The following is a 21,302-nucleotide window of genomic DNA, read 5'->3' as shown; positions in this document are numbered from 1 at the left end:
CGCGACATTCCATTCTCGTAGGGTGAACGCATGCCGAAGAGCCGCAAACGAAAGAAGAAGGTCGCGCGGTCGAAGAAGCCAGCTGTGCCGCGCACGGTGTCACCGGTGGACGTGTACTGCCACAAGTGCAACGCTGCACCAGGGGAGGAGTGCCAGCCGATCCGGCGGGACGACAGCGACTTCGCAGGACCGGGTGTCCACACCAGTCGCGGACAGGCGGCCCCGGCACAGGAGCCTCGTGTCGCTGCGGCCGCGGGCCCGGTGCGGACCGACCTGGCGAAGGAGATGCATGCCCGGCTGGGCTTCCCCGGTGAACCGTGCCCCGAATACGGCCTGCCGAACGACCCACGAACACTGCTCGATCCGGTCGACTGCGTGAACGCGTTGACGGCGTGCGCGATTGCGTCGGCCCTCGGGTGCGACGCATGCCTGGGCGCGTACCTGCCGTATGTCCACGGGTACGAGGACGAGTTCCTTGAACCGTGGGTTGTTGACGCGGCAGCGCGAGACAGTGCCGGCCAGCCACCGCAAGAGGTCAGCGACCGGGCCCGGTACTGGCATGACATGCGCCATCGGCTCGAGCCCGGCACCGGACGGTACTTGGGTCCGCAATCACCCGGTTACCTTCGGTCCAAACTGGCGACGGTCGGCCCCCGCTACCTGGAGGAGCGCCTGGATCTGATGGCGTGGCAGGTCAGCTGCGCGAACTTCCTTGGACTGCTGACGCCAACGCTCCCCTCATGGTCGCTGCCGCACGGCGCGCCGCCGCAGTGGGTGCGAACACTCGTTGACGGTGCCGACCTCGACCGGGAGGAAATCCTGGATTGGGTGGGAACACGGATGCCGAAAGGTGCAGTGAAGACCGCGGAGTACTTGACCGAACGGTGGGGTGTCCCGGTCACAGCCGATCAAGTCGAGCGCTTGGTCGAGGACGGGCATTTGGCGCCGGTCGGCTTGTACCGTTCGCGGAACGTGTACGCCCCGCATCACGTTGACATGCTCGAGCCGGACATGCTGGACGTCGACGCTGACGCGTACCTCAGCACGCAATGGAGTGAACGCGACGAGGAGTTGCTCGCTGCCGGCACGCACCCCCAGAGCGCACCGGGCTATCAGTCAGCAACACCGACATGTCCGCATGACTGCCGGTCGTTCGTGGTCGACCGGCCGAACGACTGGGGCCGTGCCTGCTGGCACCACCTCAGCAAAGAAGAGCAGGCGGAGATCGCGGCCGAGCGGTCCGACATCCCCTCCGAAAGCGGCCGCTACCTTCTGGTCGATGTTCAGCGGGCTCGGGACTACGACTGCATGTCGTGCGGTGCGAAACCCGGGGAAACCTGCGCGGGCGACGTCCCGCACCGGCCGCGGATCCTGACGGCTCGGCGGTGGCGCCGTGACCTCCGCGCTGCTGGACAGTGGGCTCCCGTTCCAGTGCCGACGTTGCCGCGCCAAAGTCGAGGTACGTCACGTCCTAAGGACGTTCAGTGCCCCCGATGCGAAGCGCCAGCAGGAAAACGATGCGTGACCGCTTCGGGTCGACCCGCGGACGAGCCGCATTTGCCGCGACGTCGAGCCGCCATCGAAGCCGGGCGGCATTGACACATGCGGTGGCGGTGTTCCTGGGCCCCGACAGGTCAGACGTGGCCCCGGCTACCGTGTTCGCGCATGGGGCTGCGACAGCTTGGCCGTGGTGGATCCGCCTGCCCTATCGGACTTGCGCTGGTGCAGCGGTGACCACTGCTGCAGGGCAGTCGGCCACGACCGCATCAAGAGCTTCCGCTTCAGCCTCGTCAACGGACAGGCCCCAACGAGTTTTCACCGAGATCCACTCGTACGCGTACCGGCAGGCCGCGTCAGCGTCGGTGGGCATCCACTCGGCGGGGTCCTGGTCGGACTTCGACCGGTTCGACCGTGCCGTGACCGCGATCAAAGGCACGTCCTCGCCCAGGTCGTTCGCGTACGCTTCCCGCCGTGCCGCATCCCAGTCGCGCGCACCCGAGTCCCAGGACTCCGCCAGCGGGACCATGTGGTCGATGTCGAGGCCTTTCGCGCCGTCCACGTACACGTCGTCGTAGTAGGAGTACCAGCGGCCGCCCGTGAGTTTGCAGTCGTCGTCGACAGCGGGCGCCATGACCGCACCGTTGACTGCACTAACAGGCGCCTGAGTTTGCATTTCGCGACCTGGTTGTTGATGATCGGTGCGTGGATGTTTCGCATGAGGTCTCGCGTGCCTTTCGGGATGTGATCGAGGGTCGTTGTGCTCTTTCGGGTCTGGGCTCGGTAGTTGCCGGTGACGAGGTGACGCTGCCGTGGGTCGTGTTCGACGGGGTGGACCGTGAGGTCGAGGCCGTCTCGAACTACTTGAGGGATCGGCTTCTGGGCGATGTCAGCCCGCTGACCTGCCGCAGCTATGCATATGACCTGCTGCGATGGTTTCGACTGCTGTGGACGGTCGATGTTGGCTGGGAGGAGGCCACCGAGGCGGAGGCGGCGGCCCTGGTCGGCTGGTTTCGGAACGCCCGGAACCCGCAGCGGCGCCGGAGCACTTCGGAAGGCTTTCCTGCTGGCACTGTCAATCCGAAGACTGGTAAGGCGGTGCTGGCCTCGGGCTACGCGTCGGCAACGGTTGCGCACAACCTGTCCGTGGTTCACGGCTTCTACGACTTCCATCTGCACTTCGGCCGCGGTCCACTGGTCAACCCGGTTCCCGAGAATAAAGCCCGCCGCAAGGCATTGGCCCATCGCTCGCCGATCGAGCAGCGGCAGCAGTTCGCCAGAGCGCGGCTGCGACCGAAGCTGCAGGATCGGCGGCTGCGGGCGATCCCGGACGACCACTGGAGCGAGCTTTTCGCTCAGATGCGCTGCAACCGCGACCGGGCGCTGCTGGCCTGCTACGTGTCTTCCGGGGCGCGCGCCTCGGAGCTACTGGGAATCGAGGCTGGGGACGTCGATTGGATGAAGGGGCAACTCTGGGTGATCTCCAAGGGAAGCAGGAATCGTCAGCCGGTCCCGGTCGCACCGGAAGCTCTGGCTTGGCTCGCCGGCTACTTGGACGAGGCTGGTGTCCCTGACGTCGGCCCGATCTGGCGTACTCGCCGTGGCGCCCCCCGGCCGCTGACCTATTGGGCGGCCCGCCGCATCCTGCAACGCGCCCAGGAACTTCTGGGCACCAATTGGACGCTCCACGACTTCCGCCATACCGCCGCACAGCGCATGGCGCGGGATCCGAATATGACGCTGGTCGAAGTCCAGACGATCCTGCGGCACGCTCACATCACGACTACTGCCCTCTATACCGCGGTCGGCCTGGACGACCTGATCGATAAACTTGCCGAGCACTACCAGCGTCCGGCCCCCGAAACCCGGTGGAATCCGAGCTACGACCCGGCCGATATCGAGGCGGTGTTCGGTGCCCAGTAGCCCTCCTGGCAAGAACGCCAGCTTCCAAAGCTCCACGACCAGTCGCGTCCGCCGTCATGCACTGGAGCAGACCGCTCCGACTGTGTTTTTCGAACCCACCGCGGTGACACCTGCGCCGCCCCCACCACCGGCCAAACCCCCACGGCCGCTGGGGGAACTGGGAGGCACTGACGCTGAAGTCATCGTCGACATCGCTTGTCGCACCTTTGGTATCAGGAATACGAGCCTGCATGTTCGGATGGCTGAAGGCGTCCACCAGGCGCTCAAGGCGCTTGCCGTTTTCGACGGTGAGACGTGGCAGGAGCGGTGGCAGGCGTCGGGCAGTAACAGCGGATCGACACCGCTGCTGGATGCGGTCGAGGACAAGTCGGCCGCCTACTACTCGCTCAACGCGGGGCTGGGACGCCTGTTCGCGATGCGGGTGGTGCAGCCGTCGCTCGCGGCGTTCCGCTCCTACCGTTTCAACAAGTATGCGGCCTCGTTCGAACAGGTCAGCGACGATCCGCAACTGCATGAGTACTTCCGTCGGCTCCAAGACCCGACGATCCCTCCGAGCCGACGAAATCTTGCTCGATCTGACCTGGCCGTCGCCTTGACCGTCTTTGGCATCGACATCGCCGAAATGACTCCCGAAGCCCTCCTGCACTACTCGGTTGCTTCCCGTCAACTCGGAGCGTCCCGCGGCAGCCGGGGCCGAGATGGCTGCTACGCCGCAATCGGAGTCTGGCCGGTGCTCTACGAGATGGGCATCTTCCCGGCCTCGGCGCCGAAGACACTACGAGCGGCCGTGGTCAAAGGGCAACGCAGCATCCCCGAGCTGGTCGACCGCTACCCGATCCGCAACGCTGCGGTCCGCGAGCTGCTCATCAACTACATCCAGCGGCGAGCGGTCAGCTTGGACTACTCGAGCGTCAACGGGCTCACCGTATCGTTGGCCAAGCACTTCTGGCAGGCCATCGAGGCGATCAGTCCCGACCAGGAAGACCTGCGGCTCGACGAGGCGACGGTCACCGAATGGAAGCGACGCGCGGCCACTCGACCCGACGGCACACCCCGGAAGGACCTTGAGCGCGAGCTCCTCAGCGTTCGAGCGCTCTACTTGGACCTCCAGTCGTGGGCGGTCGCCGAGCCCGCACGGTGGGGCCACTGGGCGGTGCCCTGCCCGATCCGTGACGCGGACCTGCGATGGGCCAAGGTCTTGCGTAAGCGGGTCAAAGAGCGGATGGATGGGCGTACCAGAGAACTCCAGCCGATCCTGCCGCTGCTGGTCGATCACGTCACCGAGCGGTGGCATTGGCACCGAGAGCTGCTGAAGGCCGCGAGTGCTCGCGGCAGGGGCGAGGAGTTCGAACTGCACGGCCGGACGTGGAAGCGACTCATCAGCGCCCGGAACGCCACTTGGTACCAGAGCCGGCACGCCCCGGTCCGGGTGCAGAACTGTCTGACCGGTGAGATCATCGCGATCACCAACCAGGAAAACCTGGCGTTCTGGCGATGGGCGCTCATCGAAACCTTGCGGCTGTCCGGTGTCCGCTGCGAAGAACTCGTCGAGCTGACCCACTTGAGCGTCCGCAACTATCGGCGGCCGAACGGCGAAGTTGTGGCCCTGCTGGTCATCAGCCCTTCTAAGACCGACCGCGAGCGGGTTGTCCCCATGTCAGCTGAGTTGTTCCACGTGATCGCCCAGGTGATCCGCCGCCACATTGACCAGCACGGCACCGTCCCGGTGTGCGCCCGCTACGACCTGCTCGAGAAGGTTTGGAGCCCCGAACTTCCCTACCTGTTCCAAGGCGGTCACGCCGGCAGTCGGCGTGCCTTGTCGGCGACCACGATCAACCGGACGATCAACAAGGCAGTCGCCGATCTGGCCAAGACCCAACCAAAGCTGGAGGGGATCACGTTCTCCCCGCACGACTTCCGACGCCTGTTCGCCACCGAAGTGGTCAACAGCGGACTACCCATCCACATCGGTGCGAAGCTGCTGGGGCACATGAACATACAGACTACCCGCGGATATGTTGCCGTATTCGACGAGGACGTCGTCACCCACTACCAGCAATTCCTCGACCGGCGCCGGGAACTTCGCCCGCAGGACGAGTACCGCGATCCAACGACGGAGGAATGGGCTGACTTCCAAGAGCACTTCGACAAGCGCCGCGTCGAGTTGGGCTCTTGCGGCCGCCCGTACGGGACGCCTTGCGCCCATGAGCACGCTTGCGTCCGCTGTCCGATGCTCTCGATCGACCCCAAAATGCTGCCCCGCCTCGATGAGCTTGAGGATGATCTCCTGGACCGACGCCGTCGCGCAGTTGAGGAGCACTGGCGCGGCGAGATCGAGGGCATCGACCTGACCCTGACCTTCCTGCGCAGCAAACGCCACCAGGCCCGCCGCGCCATCAACCTCGGCCTGCCCACCATCAGGCAGTCCCGAAAGGGCGCGGACGGCCGGTAACCGGGCGCTGCTTGGCTGGTGGCGGGCCAGGTGCGTAGCGCCCCGCGCTGCACGACCGGCCCCACCTCCGGGCGGGGCCGCCCGTCGCGTTCTTAAGCGGGAGACGCCGTCGCCGGCGGCACCTTGAAGGCCCGCTCGCGGTCGTACCGCGCCAGCTCAGGATCCGGCTCGGTCCCGTGCCAGGCCGCCAGCACCTCGCCCTCCCGCACCCGGCTCAGGCCCGCCCGCAGCATCGGCGACGCCGCGTTCGCCCGCCACCACCGCTTCACCGTCTCCTGCAGCGAAGACAGGCGCAGCCCCGCCGCGACTGCCGGGCCCGCCGGCCGACAGCCGTGCCCGTCGTAATCGGGCGAGACCACCCAGAAACCGATCGATTCGTGCCCCGTCCACGGGGCCACCTTGTGTTCGAGCAGGAGCTCCTGCGACACCCACGTCAACCGCGGCAGCTCATCGATGACTCCCTCCTCCAGGAGCGCTTCGGCAATCCCGTCGAGGAACGCGCCCATGCCGACGTGGTCGCCGATCGCGTCGAACGTCCCGGTGAGCTTCGCGTCCGCCGCGTCGAGCAGCCAGTTCGCGTAGTCCTGCACGTCGATCCACTGCACCGGCCGGTCCTTCGCACCCGGTGCCAGGATCTCGCCACCCTCGCTGAAACGCAGCGGCCAGTAGCCGAGCCGATCGCTCGTGTCCCCGGGGCCCACGATCAGCCCGGGCCGGGTAACCAGCGCCCTATCGCCCAGGCGCTCGCGCACGAGGTTCTCGCAGGCGACCTTGCTCACGCCGTAGACCTTCCCCGACGGGTCCGTCGAGTCGGGCGCGGTCGGCTCGTGCAATTCGTCCGAGACGACGTCGTTCTTGGCGTACACCGAGATCGAGGAGATGAACGACCAGTACCCGGTGCTCTCGGCGAGGACGTCCAGGACGGGCCCGACATGCGCGGGGATGCGTGCGACGTCGAAGACCGCGTCGAACTCCCTGCCCCGCAGCGCCTCCACCCCCTCCGGTGAGCTGCGGTCGATCTTGACGAACTCGACGCCTTCGGGCGGCTCGCCGCTGGTGCCGCGCGCCGCGACGGTGACGCGGTGGCCGCGTTCGACCGCCGTCCTCGCGATGGTCCGGGAGAGATAGGCGGTCCCGCCGAGGACGAGGACCCGCTTCGGTTGTGTGCTCATCCACTTAGCATGGCCGCCAACCAGACGGCTCGCAAGGAGCGTTAGCCCACAGCAGCCCGGCCTGCTCGGAGTGGAAGGCAACAGTGGGAGTTCGCCACAGCGCTCTCAGCAACAAGGAATGCAGGCGGGACTTGACAAGTGCAGAGAAGCTTCAGTGATGAGCACTTCCATTCGCGTGTTGCACCGGTCGCGGTCGGCGTCGACCCAGTGCTTGAAGAGGTCCCGGTCGTACCCGTCGCGTTCCTCAGCGACGACCGGGAGGGCAGCGAGCGCTTCGGCGAGCGTCGGCCCGGAAGTCGGCTCCGCGGATGCGGCGCTGGGAGAGATGAGTGCGCCGGCGGCGATTGCGGCCGTGACGATGCTGAAGGTCCGGTAGTGCTTGGGCTGGCGGCGGTTGGTCATCGTGCTCCTTGCCGTGGCGTGGGTTCGGCGGCCCGTTCCCGCGCGGGCCGCCGATTCGGGACCGACCTTAATCGCCACCGATCCACTTTGGGCGCAAGTTCAGGAACCTGCCATGTAGGCGACTGCTGCTGGCGGCACGATCGCTGTTCGACCGACCATGTTGCCCTGGTACGGGTTGCACCTGGCCGCTTCACGGCCGCGAGATGAGCTCCGCATCGTTGGTAGCGTTGCCAGGGCCCGAACTGAAGGAGGCCACATGTTCACTGCGACAGTCGCGCAGACGCTGGCGCTCAGGGCCTCCCGCGAGATGGGTTTGGAACCTGCAGGGCTGACCCTGATCCGGATGGGCGAGCACGGCATGTTCCGCCTCGGCGGCGGCGTGGTTGCCCGTGTCGCCCGCGGCCCCGCGTGGCAGGACACTGCCGAACGCGAAATCGCGGTCGCCCGCTACCTGCACAACCAAGGCGTCCCCTGTGGCCTGCCGTTGCCTGGGGCGGCGGTCGTCAACATTGAGGGGCACCCGGTGACGTTCTGGCAGGAGCTTGACGTGTCCAGACGGGCCACGTTCCCCGAGATCGGTGCGGTGCTTGCCGCGCTGCATGAAGTGCCCCTACCGGCAGGTTTCACGCTTCCTGCTTTGGACGCGTTCGAACGGGTCAGTGAACGCATCCGCACCGCGCGCATCGGCGACGGCGAACGGCAGACGCTCCTGGACGTCGCCGCCGAGCTCGAAACCGAGTGGGCCGAGACTGACCTCGGGTCGCAGCGCCGTCTCATTCACGGTGACCCGCACTCGGGGAACGTCGCCCACGCCGCCAGCCAACCCGTCCTGATCGACCTGGAGACGGTGTGTGTCGGCCCGCCCGAATGGGACTTGGCCCTGCCGGGCACGTACACGGCCTCGCTCAAATGGCTCAAGCCCGGCGAATACCAGGACTTCGTCGACGCGTACGGAGGGTCGGACGTGACCGCGTCCCCGCATTTCCGGTTGCTGCGCCGCATCAGGGAACTGCGCATGACGTCCTGGTACGCGCAGCTTGCCAGCGAGTCAGCGGAGGCGGCGGTTCAGTTCCGCCACCGGGTCGCGTGCCTTGCTGACGACGCGCTCCCTCGTTCCTGGTCCCGCCGATAGGCTCACGGGCGGGCCGCGGCTACCGCTCCCGGTCCAGCAGTGCCCGAATGGCCATGAGCGGCGCCGGGTCGTGCACGGCACCGCTTCGGCGGAGCGCCCCGGCGAGGTCATGCAAGTCTTCGTCGAGCCGTGCCGAACGGACCGGCTCAGCCGCAACAATCGCCTGCTTCACCAGAGGGCCAGCGTCCGAGAGGCCCCACATGACGGTCAACGTCGCTAGTTTCGCCGTCGAGAACGCAATACTGCGAGCGTTCGCCGGCCGATGCAGCGACACTGCGTCGCGAAGCCGCCCCGCCGCTTCATCAACCAGACGACCTTGCATCGCGATCGGGTACAGGCCGTGGCCGGTGTCGCCGCGCAGCTGCGGCTCGTCGTAGTACCACAGCCACGCCGGATCAGCGTCGGATGGACCTGCGGCGAACCAGTCTTCGGCGCGGTCGATGGACTCGAGGACGCGCACGTCGTCACCAAGCGCGCCGTACACGCGGGCACGCACGGCGTGCAGCATGCACGCCGACATGGGCGACTTTGGCCGCTGCCCAGCTTCCGCCATGCCCAGTAGCTCAGTGGCGCGGCGCAGGTCGCCGATCTGCAGGGACTTGCGGATCATGCCGCACACGATGTTGAGCCACCCGTCGACGTCCCCGGCTTCGCGTGCGATCGACAAGGCGACCCGGAACGACCGTTCGGCGTCGGTGTGCTGCCCGGCGTCCGCTGACGAGAACCCGCACAAGCGGGCCAGGCGCGCGGCGACGCGCATCCACTGTGTTCGCACGGTCAGCGACATGGCGGTCTCGCGCAGGCACGCGAGTGCCATGTCCAGCTGCGCGAACGCCATCGTGCGGGACGCAGACCGGCCGCCGATCGTGTGATCGAGCTGTTCCAAGTGGGAGACGACATTATCGAGCTGTGCAGCGTCAGCTGCGGTTACATGCCGCGGCACCGGCAGACCCGCGCGCAGCCCCGCCTCGGCGGGCACCGTCAGGGTGGGCGCGAGAGCCAGGTCGACTTCGGGTGCTTGCGGCAGTACCGGTTCCGGTTCGCTCAGCATGGCTTCCAACGCGGTCACGCTGACCCCGAGCGCTTCAGCGATCGCCGGCCGCGTCGACAGGTACGGCGTTGACTCGCCGCTCTCCCACCGCTTGACCGACCGCAACCCCACCTGCAGTAGCTCGGCCAGGTCTTCTTGGGTCATTGAACGGGCCCGGCGGGCCCGGACGAGTGCCGTACGTCGTTGCTGGGCCACCTGCCCCCTCCGTCGACGATATGGATCCAACATGGCGTCGCAGGAACAGTGCCGCTTCCGGCACCGAGAATAGGAAGTTGGCCCTCAGTTGGCCCGTAGATGACGCCCGAGATGGCCTGGTGGGCCCATGCCTGGAGCGGTTGTATGAGGTGCAGCGGCTCGACGGCAACCTGCGAAGTACTGACGGGCCGCTCACCAGCTGTCCTCCAGTAAGGAGTGCTGATGACCCCCATCAGCGTACGCGCTTCCCGTGTGCCGCATTCGACTTGCGTCGACGCTGCACACGACCGTGCCCGTCGCGTCTCACGAGTCACACAGGACTGACATGTATGCGATATCAAGCCCGCGGAAGCCCGGCGCTGACGATCTCGAGTTTGTCGACGAGGTGTACTTCAGCCTTCTCGACGAGCACTCGTTCGCGCTCACCGTCACTGGCGGCATTGCTTCACTCGGTTTGGCCGCTGCCGTCCTCACTGACCTGATCGGGGACCAGTTTCTCCACTTGGACGCTGCGGAAGGGAAACTGCAAGCGCTCGGTGCAGCCGACCGCTGCCCACGTTCCGCACTCGCGCACACCGTGTGGGAGACGATCGCCGCACAGCACGCGGTCCTGGCCGTATCCGACTGGCTCCGTTACTGGGCTGCCGACGACTTCGCCACCAGAGCCGCCGAACGCATGGTCTACCGCGGCCTGCTGACGCGCAGTGAACGCCGGCGCCGGTTCTCCCGCGACACCGTCGACTACGACCCGGTCGACCGGACGCTCGCGCCGTGGCCGCTCGTGCGGTTGCGACGGCGCCTCACCCAACCCCATCAGGAACGACCAACGAGCCGCGACCTGCACCTGTACTGCATCTTGACCGCGCTCGACCTCACCGGGCGCCTCGGCGACGCCGCGCACGCCGTCGACACCAGCCGCGCCCACGCCGCCCTACCCCAGCCCCTACGCACCCTGTTCGACCAACTCCGGGCCGCCGCCGGTGCGGCCGCCTTGACCACCGGCACCTAACACCCACCAACCAGAAAGGGCACCATGCCAACCCCGCCCCCCGCGAACGCCATCACTGACCGGCTCGCCGCCGACCGTCTCGGCACCGGGTCCCTCGTCGCGTACGCCCTCTGCGCCGCCACGCCACTCACTGTCGTCGCCGGTGTCACCACGACCGGGATCGCCCTCACCGGCCAGATCGGCCTCCCGGTCGCGTTCCTCGCAATCGCTGCCGTTCTCGCCCTGTTCGCCATCGGGTACACCGCGATGGCTGCCCGCATCCCGAACGCGGGCGCGTTCTACGCGTTCATCGCGCAAGGCCTCAACCCCGCCGCAGGCGTCGGCGCCGCCTGGATCGCGTACGCCGCGTACACGGCCTTGACCGCAGGCCTGTACGGCCTCATCGGCGTCGCCACGCCACCGCTCCTGGACTCCCTGTTCGGCATCGTCGTGCCGTGGTGGGTCGCCGCCGGCGCCTGCTGGCTCCTCGTCGCGATCCTCGGTACGCGCGCGGTCGACTTGAACGGCCGGATCCTCACGATTCTTCTCGTCGCTGAAGGCGCCATCATCACCGCCGCGGCGGCCGTGAGCTTCGCGAACCCGCGCGGCGGCGAGTTCTCCTTTGCCGCACTCGACCCGGTCGCGTTCGCGACCAGCGGCGGCGGCGGTGCACTCCTCGCGCTCGCGTTTCTCGGCTGCGTCGGCTTCGAAGCGCCCGCGGTCTACGCCGAAGAGTCCCGCCACCCCACACGCACCGTCCGCCGCGCCACGTTCCTCACCTTGATCGCCCTCGTCGCCTTGTACGCCCCGGCGGCGTGGGCGCTCACCGTCGCGGTCGGCCCTGACCATGTCGTTGACGCTGCGGCCGCGAATGGCATCGACGTGTACTTCAACCTCATCGCCGAACACCTCGGTGGGCCCGTGGCCACGGCCGCAAGCGTCCTCCTCGTCACGAGCGTCATCGCCGCCGCAATCTCGTTCCACAACACGACCGCCCGGTACATGTTCGCGCTCGGCCGCGAAGGCGTCCTGCCCGAAAGTCTCGGCCGGACCCGGCCCCGCACAGGTGCTCCCGCGCGTGCCGCCCTCACGCAGTCGGTCATCTCCGGCGTCATCATCTGCACGTACGCGGCCCTCGGCTTGGACCCGCTCGTGGACATGTTCTACACGCTCGGGACCGCCGGTGGGTACGCGATCCTGCTCCTGGTCGCCCTCGCCGGGTTCGCTGTCGTCCGGTACTTCACTAGGAACCGTGACGGCATGTCCCGCTGGCAGACCGTGATCGCGCCCGTGGCGGCCGCGGTCCTCCTCACGGGCATCTTCGTACTCGCCACCGTGGACTTTGGCGACTTGCTGGGTGCCCCGCCGGGCTCGAACCTGCCTGTGGCCATCCCCGTGACGATCGCGGCGATCGGGCTCGCGGGGACCGTCTGTGGGCTTGTGCTGGCGTTCGTCCGGCCGCGCACGTACCAGCGAATCGGTGCGGGCCCGGCCGCCGACCGTGTCACCACGACCACGGCTGGGCGGTGACCGGCATGCAGCACCCGGAGTCGAAGCGGTCGGTGACCACGATCCTGTCGGTCACCGGGCACGCGGACCGCGCCGGTGCCCTCATCGCAGCCGCGTTCGACCGCCTGGAGGTCGCCCAGTGGCTCATCACTGACGGCATCGAACGGCAACGTGTCCTCTCCGGCCAGTTCACCATGCTCGTCGACCACGTAATGCACACCGGCGGATGGGTTGACGTCGCTGTTGACGACGCCTCCGACTGGACCGGTGTCGCTGTCTGGGCCGACCGGGCTCGCCCCGCGGCCGCGCCCCCGCGGTACGACGAGCGCCTGGCCGCGCTCGCCGGCCCGCACCTGCCCCGCCTGCAAACGCTGGATGCGGCATTCGAAGCGCGTCATCCGGTCGCGCCCCCACATCATCACCTGATGTTCCTCGCTGTCGCCCCGAGCGTGCACGGCAACGGCATCGGCACGGACCTGCTCCGACACGGCCTCGACCGCGTCGACGACGCAGGCCACGCCGCGTACTTGGAAGCGGCCAGCGCCGACCTGTGCCGCCTCTACGCCCGGCACGGGTTCACCGCGAGCGACCCGATCACGTTGCCTGACGACGGCCCGCACCTGTACCCGATGCTGCGTCTCGGGCACTAACGGCTCTCTTCCCTGGGGTCGACGCGATAGGGGTGTCGCGTCGACCCCGCTTCCGGCAACTGAGCACGTCCAATCCACTCGACCGACGAAAGTAAGCACCATGATCGACACACCACTGCACCCGCATCCTGGACTCGTTCGCGAGGTCAACGCGAAGGCGACCTTCCCGGCCGCCCCGGCGGCCGCTGGAACCGACCTCGGGCGCTTCACGTGGTGCGGCCGCGACTTCGCCGTCACCGGCCACACCGGGCTCCTCACCGTCAAACACTGCAGCCGCAACGGCGATCGCACCAACGTAGCCATCGCTACGCCGAGTCCCGCTGGGCTTGACCTGGCATACCTGTGCACCGGCCTCGACCTGGGTGTGACCTCGGGAGCGGAGTCGACGTTCCGCAACGGCCTCCGTCAACGCGTCACCGCGCTCGCCGACCACTGCTTCCAAGGCCTGCCGATTCCCGCAGCTCTCGGCATCACACCCGCCCGCTCACTTCCAGAATGGACCTCGTGACCATGTTCGCTGCCCGACTGCTTGGTGTCGCGGCCGCAGCTGCAGCAGGCGTGCTCGCCGTCCAGTTCGCCTACCACCTCCGGTACTGCCTCAACGCTGACCCTGGCGCCGTCACAGTCCGGTTCACGTGCGGCGCCGACGACCATCACCGCTGCCCAGCAGGATGCAGCCGGTGGCGGCGCGGTTTCGCCGTCTTCGCTGAAGACCGCCTGGAACTGTGGGAGTACCGCTCCCTCGATGCCGGGCCGGCGTACTGCGTCGCCAACGCGGACTTCCCCACGGACGGCCAGATCCGTGTCGCTGCGGCAACCGACCGCGGCACAGTCCTCATCGAGCAGGTGCCGCCGCTGCAGCCGCTCGTCTTGCCAGGCCCTGCCGTCCATCCCGCGACCACATTTCGCGTGGGAGGCACACGGTGAACACCGCCGTCGGAACCGGCCGCTTCGCGATCATCCGCCACCGCGGATACGAACTCGGCGTCACCGTCGACGATGAGAACGGCACGGCACACTACCGGCTTGACATCCTTGGCGGCCCGGTCGCCGACACCCCGTTGGGCAGCGTCACCGTCGACTTCGCCGCGCACGTCAGCGACGACTTGGATCCGGTGTTGTTGCAGCGCCTGCGCATCGACGTCCACGAACTGCGCCACCAGGTTGCCGAACTTGCGGAGCTCCGCGCCGCCCTAGCCGCAGCCAGCGACTTCGGTCTCCAGCTGATTTCCGGATGGAACGAAATGACTGGCAGGCGCCGGTGAAGCTCCGATTGCCCCTGCTCGCCGGCGGAACCGGCGCTGTGGCGCTGCTGTACACCACTCGGGGCCTACCCGACCCCGCGAGCGTCAGCAACGTGCTCGGCCATGTCGTCGCTGCGGCCGCCGGGGGCGCTGCCGCGGTGTCCGCCGCACTCCCGCCTCTCTGGATCCTGCTCGCCGGACCTGCATACGTCGCTGGCAGCGCCTGGATCGTCACCCGCGGCCGCAACATCGGTGCCAAGGTGGTCCGCTTCGTGATCGCGGCCGAGTTGCTTTCGACGATCGTGCTGACCGCTGTCGCGATCGAGTTCTACTCGTAACCAGGCCCGCACCGTGTTCCATGAACGGGTCAACGCAGCAGGAGCCTCTAATCCGTCCGTTCGCAACGTGTTCGGCCGGACAGATCCGCATCCGAATCACGGGAAGCCCTTGCGTCACTTGATACTCCGAACTGGCAGATGAGATGCGGCACGATGCCCGGGGTCCCGTGCACAATCCGGTGTTTGAGACGCCGGGGCGCACCCCGAACGTTCGACGCCAGGCGGCCACGAACGCCTGGCGTCGAACGTTTCCTTCCCTATGCTTAGGTCATGCGTCTGCTCATTCTCGGTGCGTCCGGATGTCTCGGTGGTGCTGTGCTTGACTGGCCCGCGCAGCCGGGATGGTCTTCTCTCGGGCGCAATAGTCTTACGCCCCACCTGTTACAACAGTCAGATCTGTTACCGATGAGTCGGGATTGTTACCTTACGGTCCTGGTTGCCAACCGAATAGGAACACTTGACCTGCTTGCCGTAGTGGAATCCGTCGCATTCGACGTTGCCCATGACACGGCTGGACACGGCGAGCTTCCGGCGGGTCAGCGCCTCATGCTCGTCAACCAGTGACGATTCGAGCGCTTCGTGATGTTCGCTGGCCGTGGCGATTCCGGCGACGTCGGGCATGCCGGTCTGCAGCCACATTCTGAAGTAGAGCCCGTTAACGCTGGACTGCATCGGCGTCAGCTGGCTGATGCGCGACAGGCCGATGCAGACTTCCGCTGCGGTCGCCGGTCTCGTGTCCGCGCCGACTGCGACGCGAGCCAGGAGCTCGCGGGCGTGCCCGAGGTGCAGGTCAACGTTGCGCATGGCTTCATGAGTCGGCTCGAGCAGTGGTCGGGCGTGAAAGAGCAGGTCGGCAGCTTCGGGATGGCGTTCGGACTCGCTGCCGATGGCGTCTTCGATTGCTTCGACTCGGCGAATCTCGGTGAAGACCGCTTCCAGGTCTATGCCGAGCAGTTCGGCGAGCGCCGCTTCAGCAGGGCTCGGTTTGGACGGCACGGTCCTACCAGTCCCACCAGCCGCGCACGTCCTCCGGAGTGGTCTCGCCGTAGTTCTCGTTCACGACGTCGTCGAACGAGGCGTCAGGCCGGTCCAGACATGTGAGGGCCGCGTTCACGATCAGGTTGATCAGGTCAGCGTCGCGCTCCCCAAGTTCGAGCGCGTCCTTGATCGTGTCAGCGCCAGCGTTGACGGCGGTGCTGACCTGGTCTCGCGTATAGCTCATTGTCGAAAGTCCTTGTCACAGTGAGGATCTCGGGATCTACGCCCCGGGCTTCCCTCAATGTTGTCGTGACAGGACAGTGAAGACCACTACAATTCGGCCTCTGAACTGCGATTACGTCGCTGCACTCGTGTCTGCAACGACCGCGAGATCGACCACCAGCCAGGTATCGGCATGCTCGACAGTGCTTGGTGTTGCCGAACGGGCCAACGCCAGTGCATCCTTCAGGTTGCGGACCCAGCCGGTGCGGCCGGGTGCGACAGCTTCAGGGTCGTGTCCTGCCTCGCAGTCCGGGATGGACTGCAGGCCTTCATGGGTGCACACCCGGGCGACTTGCACGGCCGTGCGCGCACCGTACGCGCCAGGCGCGGCAACGGTGAACGTTGACCCGGCCTGCAAACTCGAAGCCCACGGGAACACCCCGGTGTGCAGCACGATCGTGGTGGCACGGCCGTTGTGGACCCGGTTGGCGTGGCCGGTGCGGAGGGTGAGCACTGGATCTGACTGGGGCACTGTCGTCCATTCGGGGTTGGCGTCGATGCGCACTGGCGCTGTGGTCGCGGCGCAAGAACTCAATCAGTAGGCGGGCCGGCTGCCGCCGAAACCGGGAGTCAGCGCTACTCGCAGGAATTCACCGGTCGCGACAAACCGTCGATGTCCTGACCTGCCGAGTTCCATTCCGGTCTCGAACGTTCGCTCTTCGTCTGCCGCAGCCTCGCACCTACCGACCTCTTCGTTCGCGGCCAAAAACTCCATCTCCGCAGTGGTGAACACGACTGCGTGGCCTGGACTAGTCGCATCCGCAACGATGGCACGCCAACGTTCGCGAGCCTCGTCGACGCGCTCGCCCGCTAGCACGGCATTGATGGCGGAGGTGCCGTCCCGACCAGCACGCCAGTACACGTCAGCCCACGCTTCTACAAGCGCGCGTGCCTCCTGAAGCGCGCGCACTTCAGCGCTGGCATCCAAGTGCAAGTTGTCTGCAACGAAGACGCCTTTGCCGCGGTGTGCAACGACATGCCCCGACGCTTTCAGTAGCGCGATCGCAGAATGCACGGACCGTGCGGTGGTCTCATAGTGCGTGGTGAGCTTGTCTGTGGTGGGAAGCTGCTCACCTGGCGACAGGTCACCGTTCTGGATGCGATGCTTCACGTCGTCAACGATCACGGCCACGACCGGCTTCTTCGATGCCACAAGTTCCACCCGATCTGGTCAGATGCTTTGATGTTCATGCTATCGGAGCGGACGAACCTCCGAATCGAGCGCCTTCAAGGGCGCACCACTCACTGTCGCAAGGTGACTGTTTCGACGAGCGTTTCGATGATCCTGGTAACGCCGTCTTCAGCGTTGGCTGCGCACTGGTCGGTCGCTGCGGCGGCTGCGGCCGGATGCGCATTCTCAACCGCGTACGAGCGGCCCGCCCACGCAAGCATCGGCACGTCCGTGGGTGCGTCACCGAACGCGACCACGTGCTCCGCTGCGAAACCTCGACGGCGGGCCCATGCCGCGAGGCTCGTGCCCTTGTCAACGCCGAGCGGGCCGAGTTCAATCTGGTCGCGGCTGCCGGCCTCCCACAGACGCACGCCCTCAAGTTCGAGTGCGGCTGCTGCTTCCACGAGCTCGTCGACGCGGCCGCCGGGCACATGCGCGAGCAGTTTCAAGAACGGCCCGTCAGCGGCGAAGACGTCCTCGAGCGAACTGCAAGTGCGGCGCCGGTCGAGAACCGAGTCCTGTTTCGTGTACCCGGGTTCGGTGACGATGTCATGCCCGGTCTCGACCGCGAATCGGAAGCGCGGCATGGCGGCTTGCAGCCGGGCTGCTGCCTTCGCGGCCGCGGCGCGGTCCACGGTGTGTTGGACGGCGACAGCTCCGGTGGCGGGATCCCAAACGGTCGTCCCGCCCGCGCAGATGACCGCGTCGAACACGTCAGCGGCCCAAGTCCACACTTCGAACGCCCGGTGCGGGCGCGCGGTGACAGCGACCGTGGCCATGCCGTGGGCCCGTGCGGCGGCCAGCGCCGCCAAGGCCCTCGGGGTGATCGAACCGCCAGCCCCGAGCAGTGTCCGGTCAAGGTCGGTGGCGATCACCTTGAACGCGGTCATGCGGCCTTGACAGCCGCGGCTGCGAGACCGTCGCTGACTGCCGTGGCCGCGAACGCCTCCCGGGCTTCTTCGCGCAGGCCGTCGTCAGCGGCAAGGTCAGCGTGGGTGACGGCTCGGCCGAGCGCGGCCGCGACGAGCTCGAGTGCTTGCACCTGTCGGCCGGCCGGAACCGCGATGCCGTCCGCGCCGCCGATGAGGCCGTGCCGGGAGCAGTACAGGTCAACGCCGACGAGTACTTCGCCGTTCTCCAGGCGCACGTCATGTTCAGGCGGCAGCGCGGCGCGGTGGTAGTTGGGCTCGGTCGCGTCGAGGACCGCGAGCGTGTCGCCGTCGAGGAACGCCACCTCGTACGAGCAGCGGACACCGAAGGTACCGACTCTGGGCGCCCAGGGGATCCAACCGGGCCTGGACACGCACGCGGCATGGCCGACGTCAAGCCCGGGGACGGTCACTCGCAGCGTCGGCAGGACCCAGCCTGGCACGCGGGCGTACTTACGGCGCAGGGCCACTAGGGATCGGTTCGATCCGATCGCCAAAACTGCATGACGTTCGGACATCGGAGCGGAGCCTGCGGCTGACAGGTGTGCGTTGATGGTCGTCCAGTGGGAGCCGTCCACGAGCACCGGTTCGACCGCATCGGCGGTGACGATGGCAGACGTATTGAGCGGCAGCCACGGGTACCCTGCCGGGTCGCTCGCGGGCGCACTCGCGTGAACCGGTGCTTGCATACGGCCTCCTCCTGGTCGTTTCAAGCAGGTTAGCGGCTTCGATGCGGGTGTGCTTCAACGCAACACGTACTGTGTGGGTGCTGGGGGCACCCTCTTCAGGCCCAATTACGGCTGCACCTGGCGACGACCCGCGGCTCGAGCGGCGCAGAGCTCTCGATTGCCGCGCGCATGACGGCGCTGGTGGACGCCGCCGGAGTGGTCGGACCCAGTGGGCGCGGCCCCGCCGTTGCGGCCGCTACACCAAACCGCAGCTTCGAGTAAAATTGCAGGTAGATAGAACCCTTGCACACCCGTCACCGATGGAAGAAGGGCTCCGCTCGTGGCCGTACCTGAACCCGTTGACGAACTCGACCTGGCGCAGCAGCTCCTCGCAGCCCTTGACGACGCGCCAATGAGCGAACAGGAGCGCGTCGAACACGAACGAATGCAACGAGACGTTGACGGTGCCGTGCTCCGCCGAGACGCTCAGGCAGTTCAGGAACGCCATCAGCGCGCAGTCGAATCTGACGACCGGGACGCAATCGAGTCGATCGCCTACGAGACCATGTGGCTCATGCATCGCAAGAGCCAGCTCGGCCAGTCCTGACCTCGTGCGAAACCCCAAAGAAGGAGCGACCGTCCGTGGAATCTCGTAGCGACCGCCAGACACCTGAAGGCCTCGTCCACGCGTGGGCTCGCGCCTACCACGAGGCGGCCCGGACCGGACGCCCGAGCGACCTAGTCACCGTCGACGGGGAGAGCGCAAACGACGCCACGGTCCGCTGGATTGAAATGGTCGCTGACGAGCATGGTCTCGAAGCTGCTGGTCTGTTCGGCGGCAAAGCAAACGAGTATTTGTTCGCCGCGGTGGATCTTGGCCGTGCGGAACGCGCAGCTCGGGGCTTGTGGGGTTGGCAGGGCCGCTCTGCTGTCAAGAACGCCCGCGTCCGGTACGAAGCTGCGGAAGCGGCCCTCCGTGAGTGGCCGGCGATCCCCGAAGCGCTCAAGAGTTTCCGGGAAGTGAACCCAGCGTTGTACGAGGAAGTGGAACGTGGCGCAGCGCGCAGGCTCCGAGACGAATACGGCGTCGGTGGCCACGACGGTGAAGGCGAGCGGACACCAGTCGGTGAACCGTCGCCGCTGCACGCTCACGAGGTCACCGCAGACGACGCTGCCCTCATCCGCATGCTTGCTGGTGCGTCCTTCGGCGACACTGCCACGGTGGTACTGCCTTCCGGGAAGACCGTGACCGGCGCCGAAATGCGCCGCTGGGTGCAAGCCCACAGGGACTGAACACCGGCTGCAAGAGCCGCACCGCACGATACTGTTGCCTCGCTGGCTCAGGTCGTGCCCGGCGCACAGCAGCCAGCGGGCACCATGATGATGCACTGACCAGCGGTAACGCCTTCGCGTCTGGGCCGATCATGGAAGCCACCCGGGGCCGGTGCCTTGACCTGGGAGGCAACGTCGAGAACAAGCCCGGTGGGCTCCATCAAGGAAGCGCACCACCGCCACGCCGAACCAGACCGAATGTCGGCACTGCCGCGTACGCTCGTGCCGCACCGTCAACCCAGCCTTTGAAGGATCACCGATCGTGAACTTGAAGGACAGCGGCACGCAAGCCTTGACCGGTACGGACCTGCTCACGTTCCTCGACCGTCTCAACGTGCTCCCTACCGAGGTCAGCCAACGTTTCTCGCAGGAAATCATGGAGACGTGGAAGTTTCTGCAGCACACTGAGCAAGAGCTCCTCGAAGCTGCCGCAGGTGACCCCGAGCTGTTCCTCTTCATCGAAGCGCGCTTGCGACGCGATCCCGCCGACCGTTTCCCGGTCCTGTATAAGGCCACTTACGACTTCCCACCGACAACTGCAGGCGTCATCCATGCCGCGCACGAAACCGCGCTCGCAGGCGGCAGCACCCGCTAACGTGCGTCGTTTCGTCATTCGATACCTCGAGCGGGTGCCGTTCAAAGTCACGCTGCTCATCATATTGGGTGGCGTGTTCACCGTTGGCGTGGTGAACGCCGAAATGTCCGGCGGGACGAGCTGGGCCGCATCGGGAGCGACGAAGCTCATTGGGCTCGTGTTCGGTCCGTTGACCGTCATCGGTGGCGTCGCGGCCGCAGCGCTCCTCTACCGATACGGCAGCCCTGACGAATAGACACTGGCTCTTCAACCTAAGGCACTAGCTTGGGCGGCTTCCGCGAGCTCAGGCGGCGTGAGCAGCGTCGTACTTGGCAACCACTGCTTCCTGAATGCGACCGCGAGTGCTCACGGTAATGCCTTGCTGCTCAGCCCACGCGCGGATCGCAGCATTCCGGTCACGGTTCACGCCCACAGGCACCCGCTTCACTGACGTGTCCGACGTGCGCGACTTGAGGTGAATGCGGCCCAGCCGGGTCCCGTTGTCGCGGAACTTCTCAATGCTTTTGTACAGCTCAAGGGAGTGCTTGCTGGACAGGTCAATGCTGTACAACTCGCCGTCGATACCGAACTGAACCGTCCCGTCGGCAGGGGTGCCGTCGATGTCGTCGATCAGGTACGTTTCGATCTTCTTCGCCATTGCGGGGACCTTCCATGGGAGCGAGGGTGCGCACGTTCGTGTGCGAGTTGGATCGTAACGTTCGCTCCCGCACTTGTCATCTCCCGAAGCGCGCACATTGGACTTCTGTGATTGATGACTCCGGCTGCAACCGTCCCCGGGCGGCTATGTGTGGGGC

The 21,302-nt window shown here is 66.7% G+C and carries 26 protein-coding genes; 14 read left to right on the top strand and 12 right to left on the bottom strand.

All coding sequences use genetic code 11. From position 1 onward, the window contains the following. Positions 1-30: 30 nt before the first annotated feature. Positions 31-1,599, top strand: coding sequence for a hypothetical protein (locus JHY01_RS18075; protein ID WP_205327066.1), 1,569 nt, complete (start codon positions 31-33; stop codon positions 1,597-1,599). 106 nt (positions 1,600-1,705) lie between these two features. Here the strand turns inward: JHY01_RS18075 and JHY01_RS18070 are convergent, their stop codons facing one another. Then, entirely contained in the window at positions 1,706-2,131 is a 426-nt protein-coding gene (locus JHY01_RS18070) for an HNH endonuclease family protein (protein ID WP_205327065.1), read from the bottom strand. 71 nt (positions 2,132-2,202) lie between these two features. On the opposite strand from JHY01_RS18070, the gene JHY01_RS27825 reads away from it, so the two are divergent. Together JHY01_RS27825 and JHY01_RS18060 are read left to right on the top strand one after the other, a co-directional pair. Next, the gene (locus JHY01_RS27825; RefSeq protein ID WP_205327064.1) at positions 2,203-3,420 is read left to right on the top strand and encodes a tyrosine-type recombinase/integrase; all 1,218 of its coding nucleotides are present in this window, start codon (positions 2,203-2,205) and stop codon (positions 3,418-3,420) included. 238 nt (positions 3,421-3,658) lie between these two features. Then, entirely contained in the window at positions 3,659-5,872 is a 2,214-nt protein-coding gene (locus JHY01_RS18060) for a site-specific integrase (RefSeq protein WP_205327063.1), read from the top strand. Between the two features lie 92 nt (positions 5,873-5,964). On the opposite strand, the gene JHY01_RS18055 is transcribed toward JHY01_RS18060, so the two are convergent. Both JHY01_RS18055 and JHY01_RS18050 read right to left on the bottom strand, forming a co-directional pair. Further along, positions 5,965-7,044, bottom strand: a complete 1,080-nt coding sequence (locus JHY01_RS18055) for an NAD-dependent epimerase/dehydratase family protein (protein ID WP_205327062.1) — start codon at positions 7,042-7,044, stop codon at positions 5,965-5,967. Between the two features lie 105 nt (positions 7,045-7,149). Continuing rightward, complete coding sequence (locus tag JHY01_RS18050) at positions 7,150-7,446, bottom strand: hypothetical protein (RefSeq protein ID WP_205327061.1); 297 nt, start codon at positions 7,444-7,446, stop codon at positions 7,150-7,152. Between the two features lie 256 nt (positions 7,447-7,702). Between JHY01_RS18050 and JHY01_RS18045 the strand changes: the two genes are divergently transcribed. Next, positions 7,703-8,578: a phosphotransferase enzyme family protein gene (locus JHY01_RS18045; protein WP_205327060.1), complete on the top strand. Its 876-nt coding sequence runs from the start codon at positions 7,703-7,705 to the stop codon at positions 8,576-8,578. Between the two features lie 19 nt (positions 8,579-8,597). On the opposite strand, the gene JHY01_RS18040 is transcribed toward JHY01_RS18045, so the two are convergent. After that, positions 8,598-9,857, bottom strand: coding sequence for a helix-turn-helix transcriptional regulator (locus JHY01_RS18040; protein WP_275889815.1), 1,260 nt, complete (start codon positions 9,855-9,857; stop codon positions 8,598-8,600). Positions 9,858-10,149: 292 nt separating this feature from the next. On the opposite strand from JHY01_RS18040, the gene JHY01_RS18035 reads away from it, so the two are divergent. From JHY01_RS18035 to JHY01_RS18005, 7 genes are all read left to right on the top strand, one after another. Then, positions 10,150-10,833 (top strand): GPP34 family phosphoprotein, encoded by a 684-nt coding sequence (locus tag JHY01_RS18035; protein ID WP_205327058.1) that lies wholly within the window; start codon positions 10,150-10,152, stop codon positions 10,831-10,833. 24 nt (positions 10,834-10,857) lie between these two features. Further along, on the top strand, positions 10,858-12,342 hold the full coding sequence (locus tag JHY01_RS18030; protein ID WP_205327057.1) for an APC family permease: 1,485 nt from the start codon (positions 10,858-10,860) through the stop codon (positions 12,340-12,342). A gap of 5 nt (positions 12,343-12,347) precedes the next feature. Continuing rightward, positions 12,348-12,971, top strand: coding sequence for a GNAT family N-acetyltransferase (locus JHY01_RS18025; RefSeq protein WP_240192944.1), 624 nt, complete (start codon positions 12,348-12,350; stop codon positions 12,969-12,971). A 100-nt stretch (positions 12,972-13,071) separates the two neighbouring features. Then, complete coding sequence (locus JHY01_RS18020) at positions 13,072-13,479, top strand: hypothetical protein (protein WP_205327055.1); 408 nt, start codon at positions 13,072-13,074, stop codon at positions 13,477-13,479. Further along, positions 13,476-13,898 carry a hypothetical protein gene (locus JHY01_RS18015; RefSeq protein WP_205327054.1) on the top strand — a complete coding sequence of 141 codons (423 nt, stop codon included), beginning with the start codon at positions 13,476-13,478 and terminating at the stop codon, positions 13,896-13,898. Before JHY01_RS18020 ends, JHY01_RS18015 begins: the two co-directional genes overlap by 4 nt. After that, positions 13,895-14,236: a hypothetical protein gene (locus tag JHY01_RS18010; protein ID WP_205327053.1), complete on the top strand. Its 342-nt coding sequence runs from the start codon at positions 13,895-13,897 to the stop codon at positions 14,234-14,236. Before JHY01_RS18015 ends, JHY01_RS18010 begins: the two co-directional genes overlap by 4 nt. Further along, positions 14,206-14,553: a hypothetical protein gene (locus JHY01_RS18005; RefSeq protein WP_205327052.1), complete on the top strand. Its 348-nt coding sequence runs from the start codon at positions 14,206-14,208 to the stop codon at positions 14,551-14,553. Before JHY01_RS18010 ends, JHY01_RS18005 begins: the two co-directional genes overlap by 31 nt. Before the next feature lie 399 nt (positions 14,554-14,952). Here JHY01_RS18005 and JHY01_RS18000 read toward each other — a convergent pair whose 3' ends face one another. The 7 genes from JHY01_RS18000 to JHY01_RS17970 form a co-directional block, all read right to left on the bottom strand. Further along, positions 14,953-15,549: a hypothetical protein gene (locus tag JHY01_RS18000; protein WP_205327051.1), complete on the bottom strand. Its 597-nt coding sequence runs from the start codon at positions 15,547-15,549 to the stop codon at positions 14,953-14,955. Positions 15,550-15,553: 4 nt separating this feature from the next. After that, positions 15,554-15,775, bottom strand: coding sequence for a hypothetical protein (locus tag JHY01_RS17995; RefSeq protein WP_205327050.1), 222 nt, complete (start codon positions 15,773-15,775; stop codon positions 15,554-15,556). Positions 15,776-15,886: 111 nt separating this feature from the next. Continuing rightward, positions 15,887-16,318, bottom strand: a complete 432-nt coding sequence (locus tag JHY01_RS17990; protein ID WP_205327049.1) for a hypothetical protein — start codon at positions 16,316-16,318, stop codon at positions 15,887-15,889. 30 nt (positions 16,319-16,348) lie between these two features. After that, positions 16,349-16,945, bottom strand: coding sequence for a GntR family transcriptional regulator (locus tag JHY01_RS17985; RefSeq protein ID WP_205327048.1), 597 nt, complete (start codon positions 16,943-16,945; stop codon positions 16,349-16,351). Positions 16,946-17,055: 110 nt separating this feature from the next. After that, positions 17,056-17,874 (bottom strand): HAD family hydrolase, encoded by an 819-nt coding sequence (locus JHY01_RS17980; RefSeq protein WP_205327047.1) that lies wholly within the window; start codon positions 17,872-17,874, stop codon positions 17,056-17,058. After that, positions 17,871-18,602, bottom strand: coding sequence for a hypothetical protein (locus JHY01_RS17975; protein ID WP_205327046.1), 732 nt, complete (start codon positions 18,600-18,602; stop codon positions 17,871-17,873). The genes JHY01_RS17980 and JHY01_RS17975 overlap by 4 nt, the downstream gene beginning before the upstream one ends. Positions 18,603-18,837: 235 nt before the next feature. After that, the gene (locus tag JHY01_RS17970; protein WP_205327045.1) at positions 18,838-19,089 is read right to left on the bottom strand and encodes a hypothetical protein; all 252 of its coding nucleotides are present in this window, start codon (positions 19,087-19,089) and stop codon (positions 18,838-18,840) included. Positions 19,090-19,223: 134 nt separating this feature from the next. Here JHY01_RS17970 and JHY01_RS17965 point away from each other — a divergent pair, with 134 nt between their 5' ends. The 3 genes from JHY01_RS17965 to JHY01_RS17955 all read left to right on the top strand — a co-directional run bounded on the left by JHY01_RS17965 (position 19,224) and on the right by JHY01_RS17955 (position 20,743). After that, on the top strand, positions 19,224-19,874 hold the full coding sequence (locus JHY01_RS17965; protein ID WP_205327044.1) for a hypothetical protein: 651 nt from the start codon (positions 19,224-19,226) through the stop codon (positions 19,872-19,874). A 301-nt stretch (positions 19,875-20,175) separates the two neighbouring features. Beyond that, a complete protein-coding gene (locus JHY01_RS17960) occupies positions 20,176-20,508 on the top strand; it encodes a hypothetical protein (RefSeq protein WP_205327043.1) in 333 nt (110 codons plus the stop codon). After that, positions 20,465-20,743 carry a hypothetical protein gene (locus JHY01_RS17955; RefSeq protein WP_205327042.1) on the top strand — a complete coding sequence of 93 codons (279 nt, stop codon included), beginning with the start codon at positions 20,465-20,467 and terminating at the stop codon, positions 20,741-20,743. Before JHY01_RS17960 ends, JHY01_RS17955 begins: the two co-directional genes overlap by 44 nt. A 48-nt stretch (positions 20,744-20,791) precedes the next feature. On the opposite strand, the gene JHY01_RS17950 is transcribed toward JHY01_RS17955, so the two are convergent. Then, positions 20,792-21,145, bottom strand: coding sequence for an Lsr2 family protein (locus JHY01_RS17950; RefSeq protein WP_205327041.1), 354 nt, complete (start codon positions 21,143-21,145; stop codon positions 20,792-20,794). Positions 21,146-21,302 lie beyond the last annotated feature (157 nt).

This window comes from Glycomyces sp. YM15 (assembly GCF_016918015.1).
GTDB lineage: Bacteria > Actinomycetota > Actinomycetes > Mycobacteriales > Micromonosporaceae > Glycomyces.
Note: the sequence above shows the minus strand (reverse complement) of the source record. Positions and strands in the feature narration are given on the sequence as shown.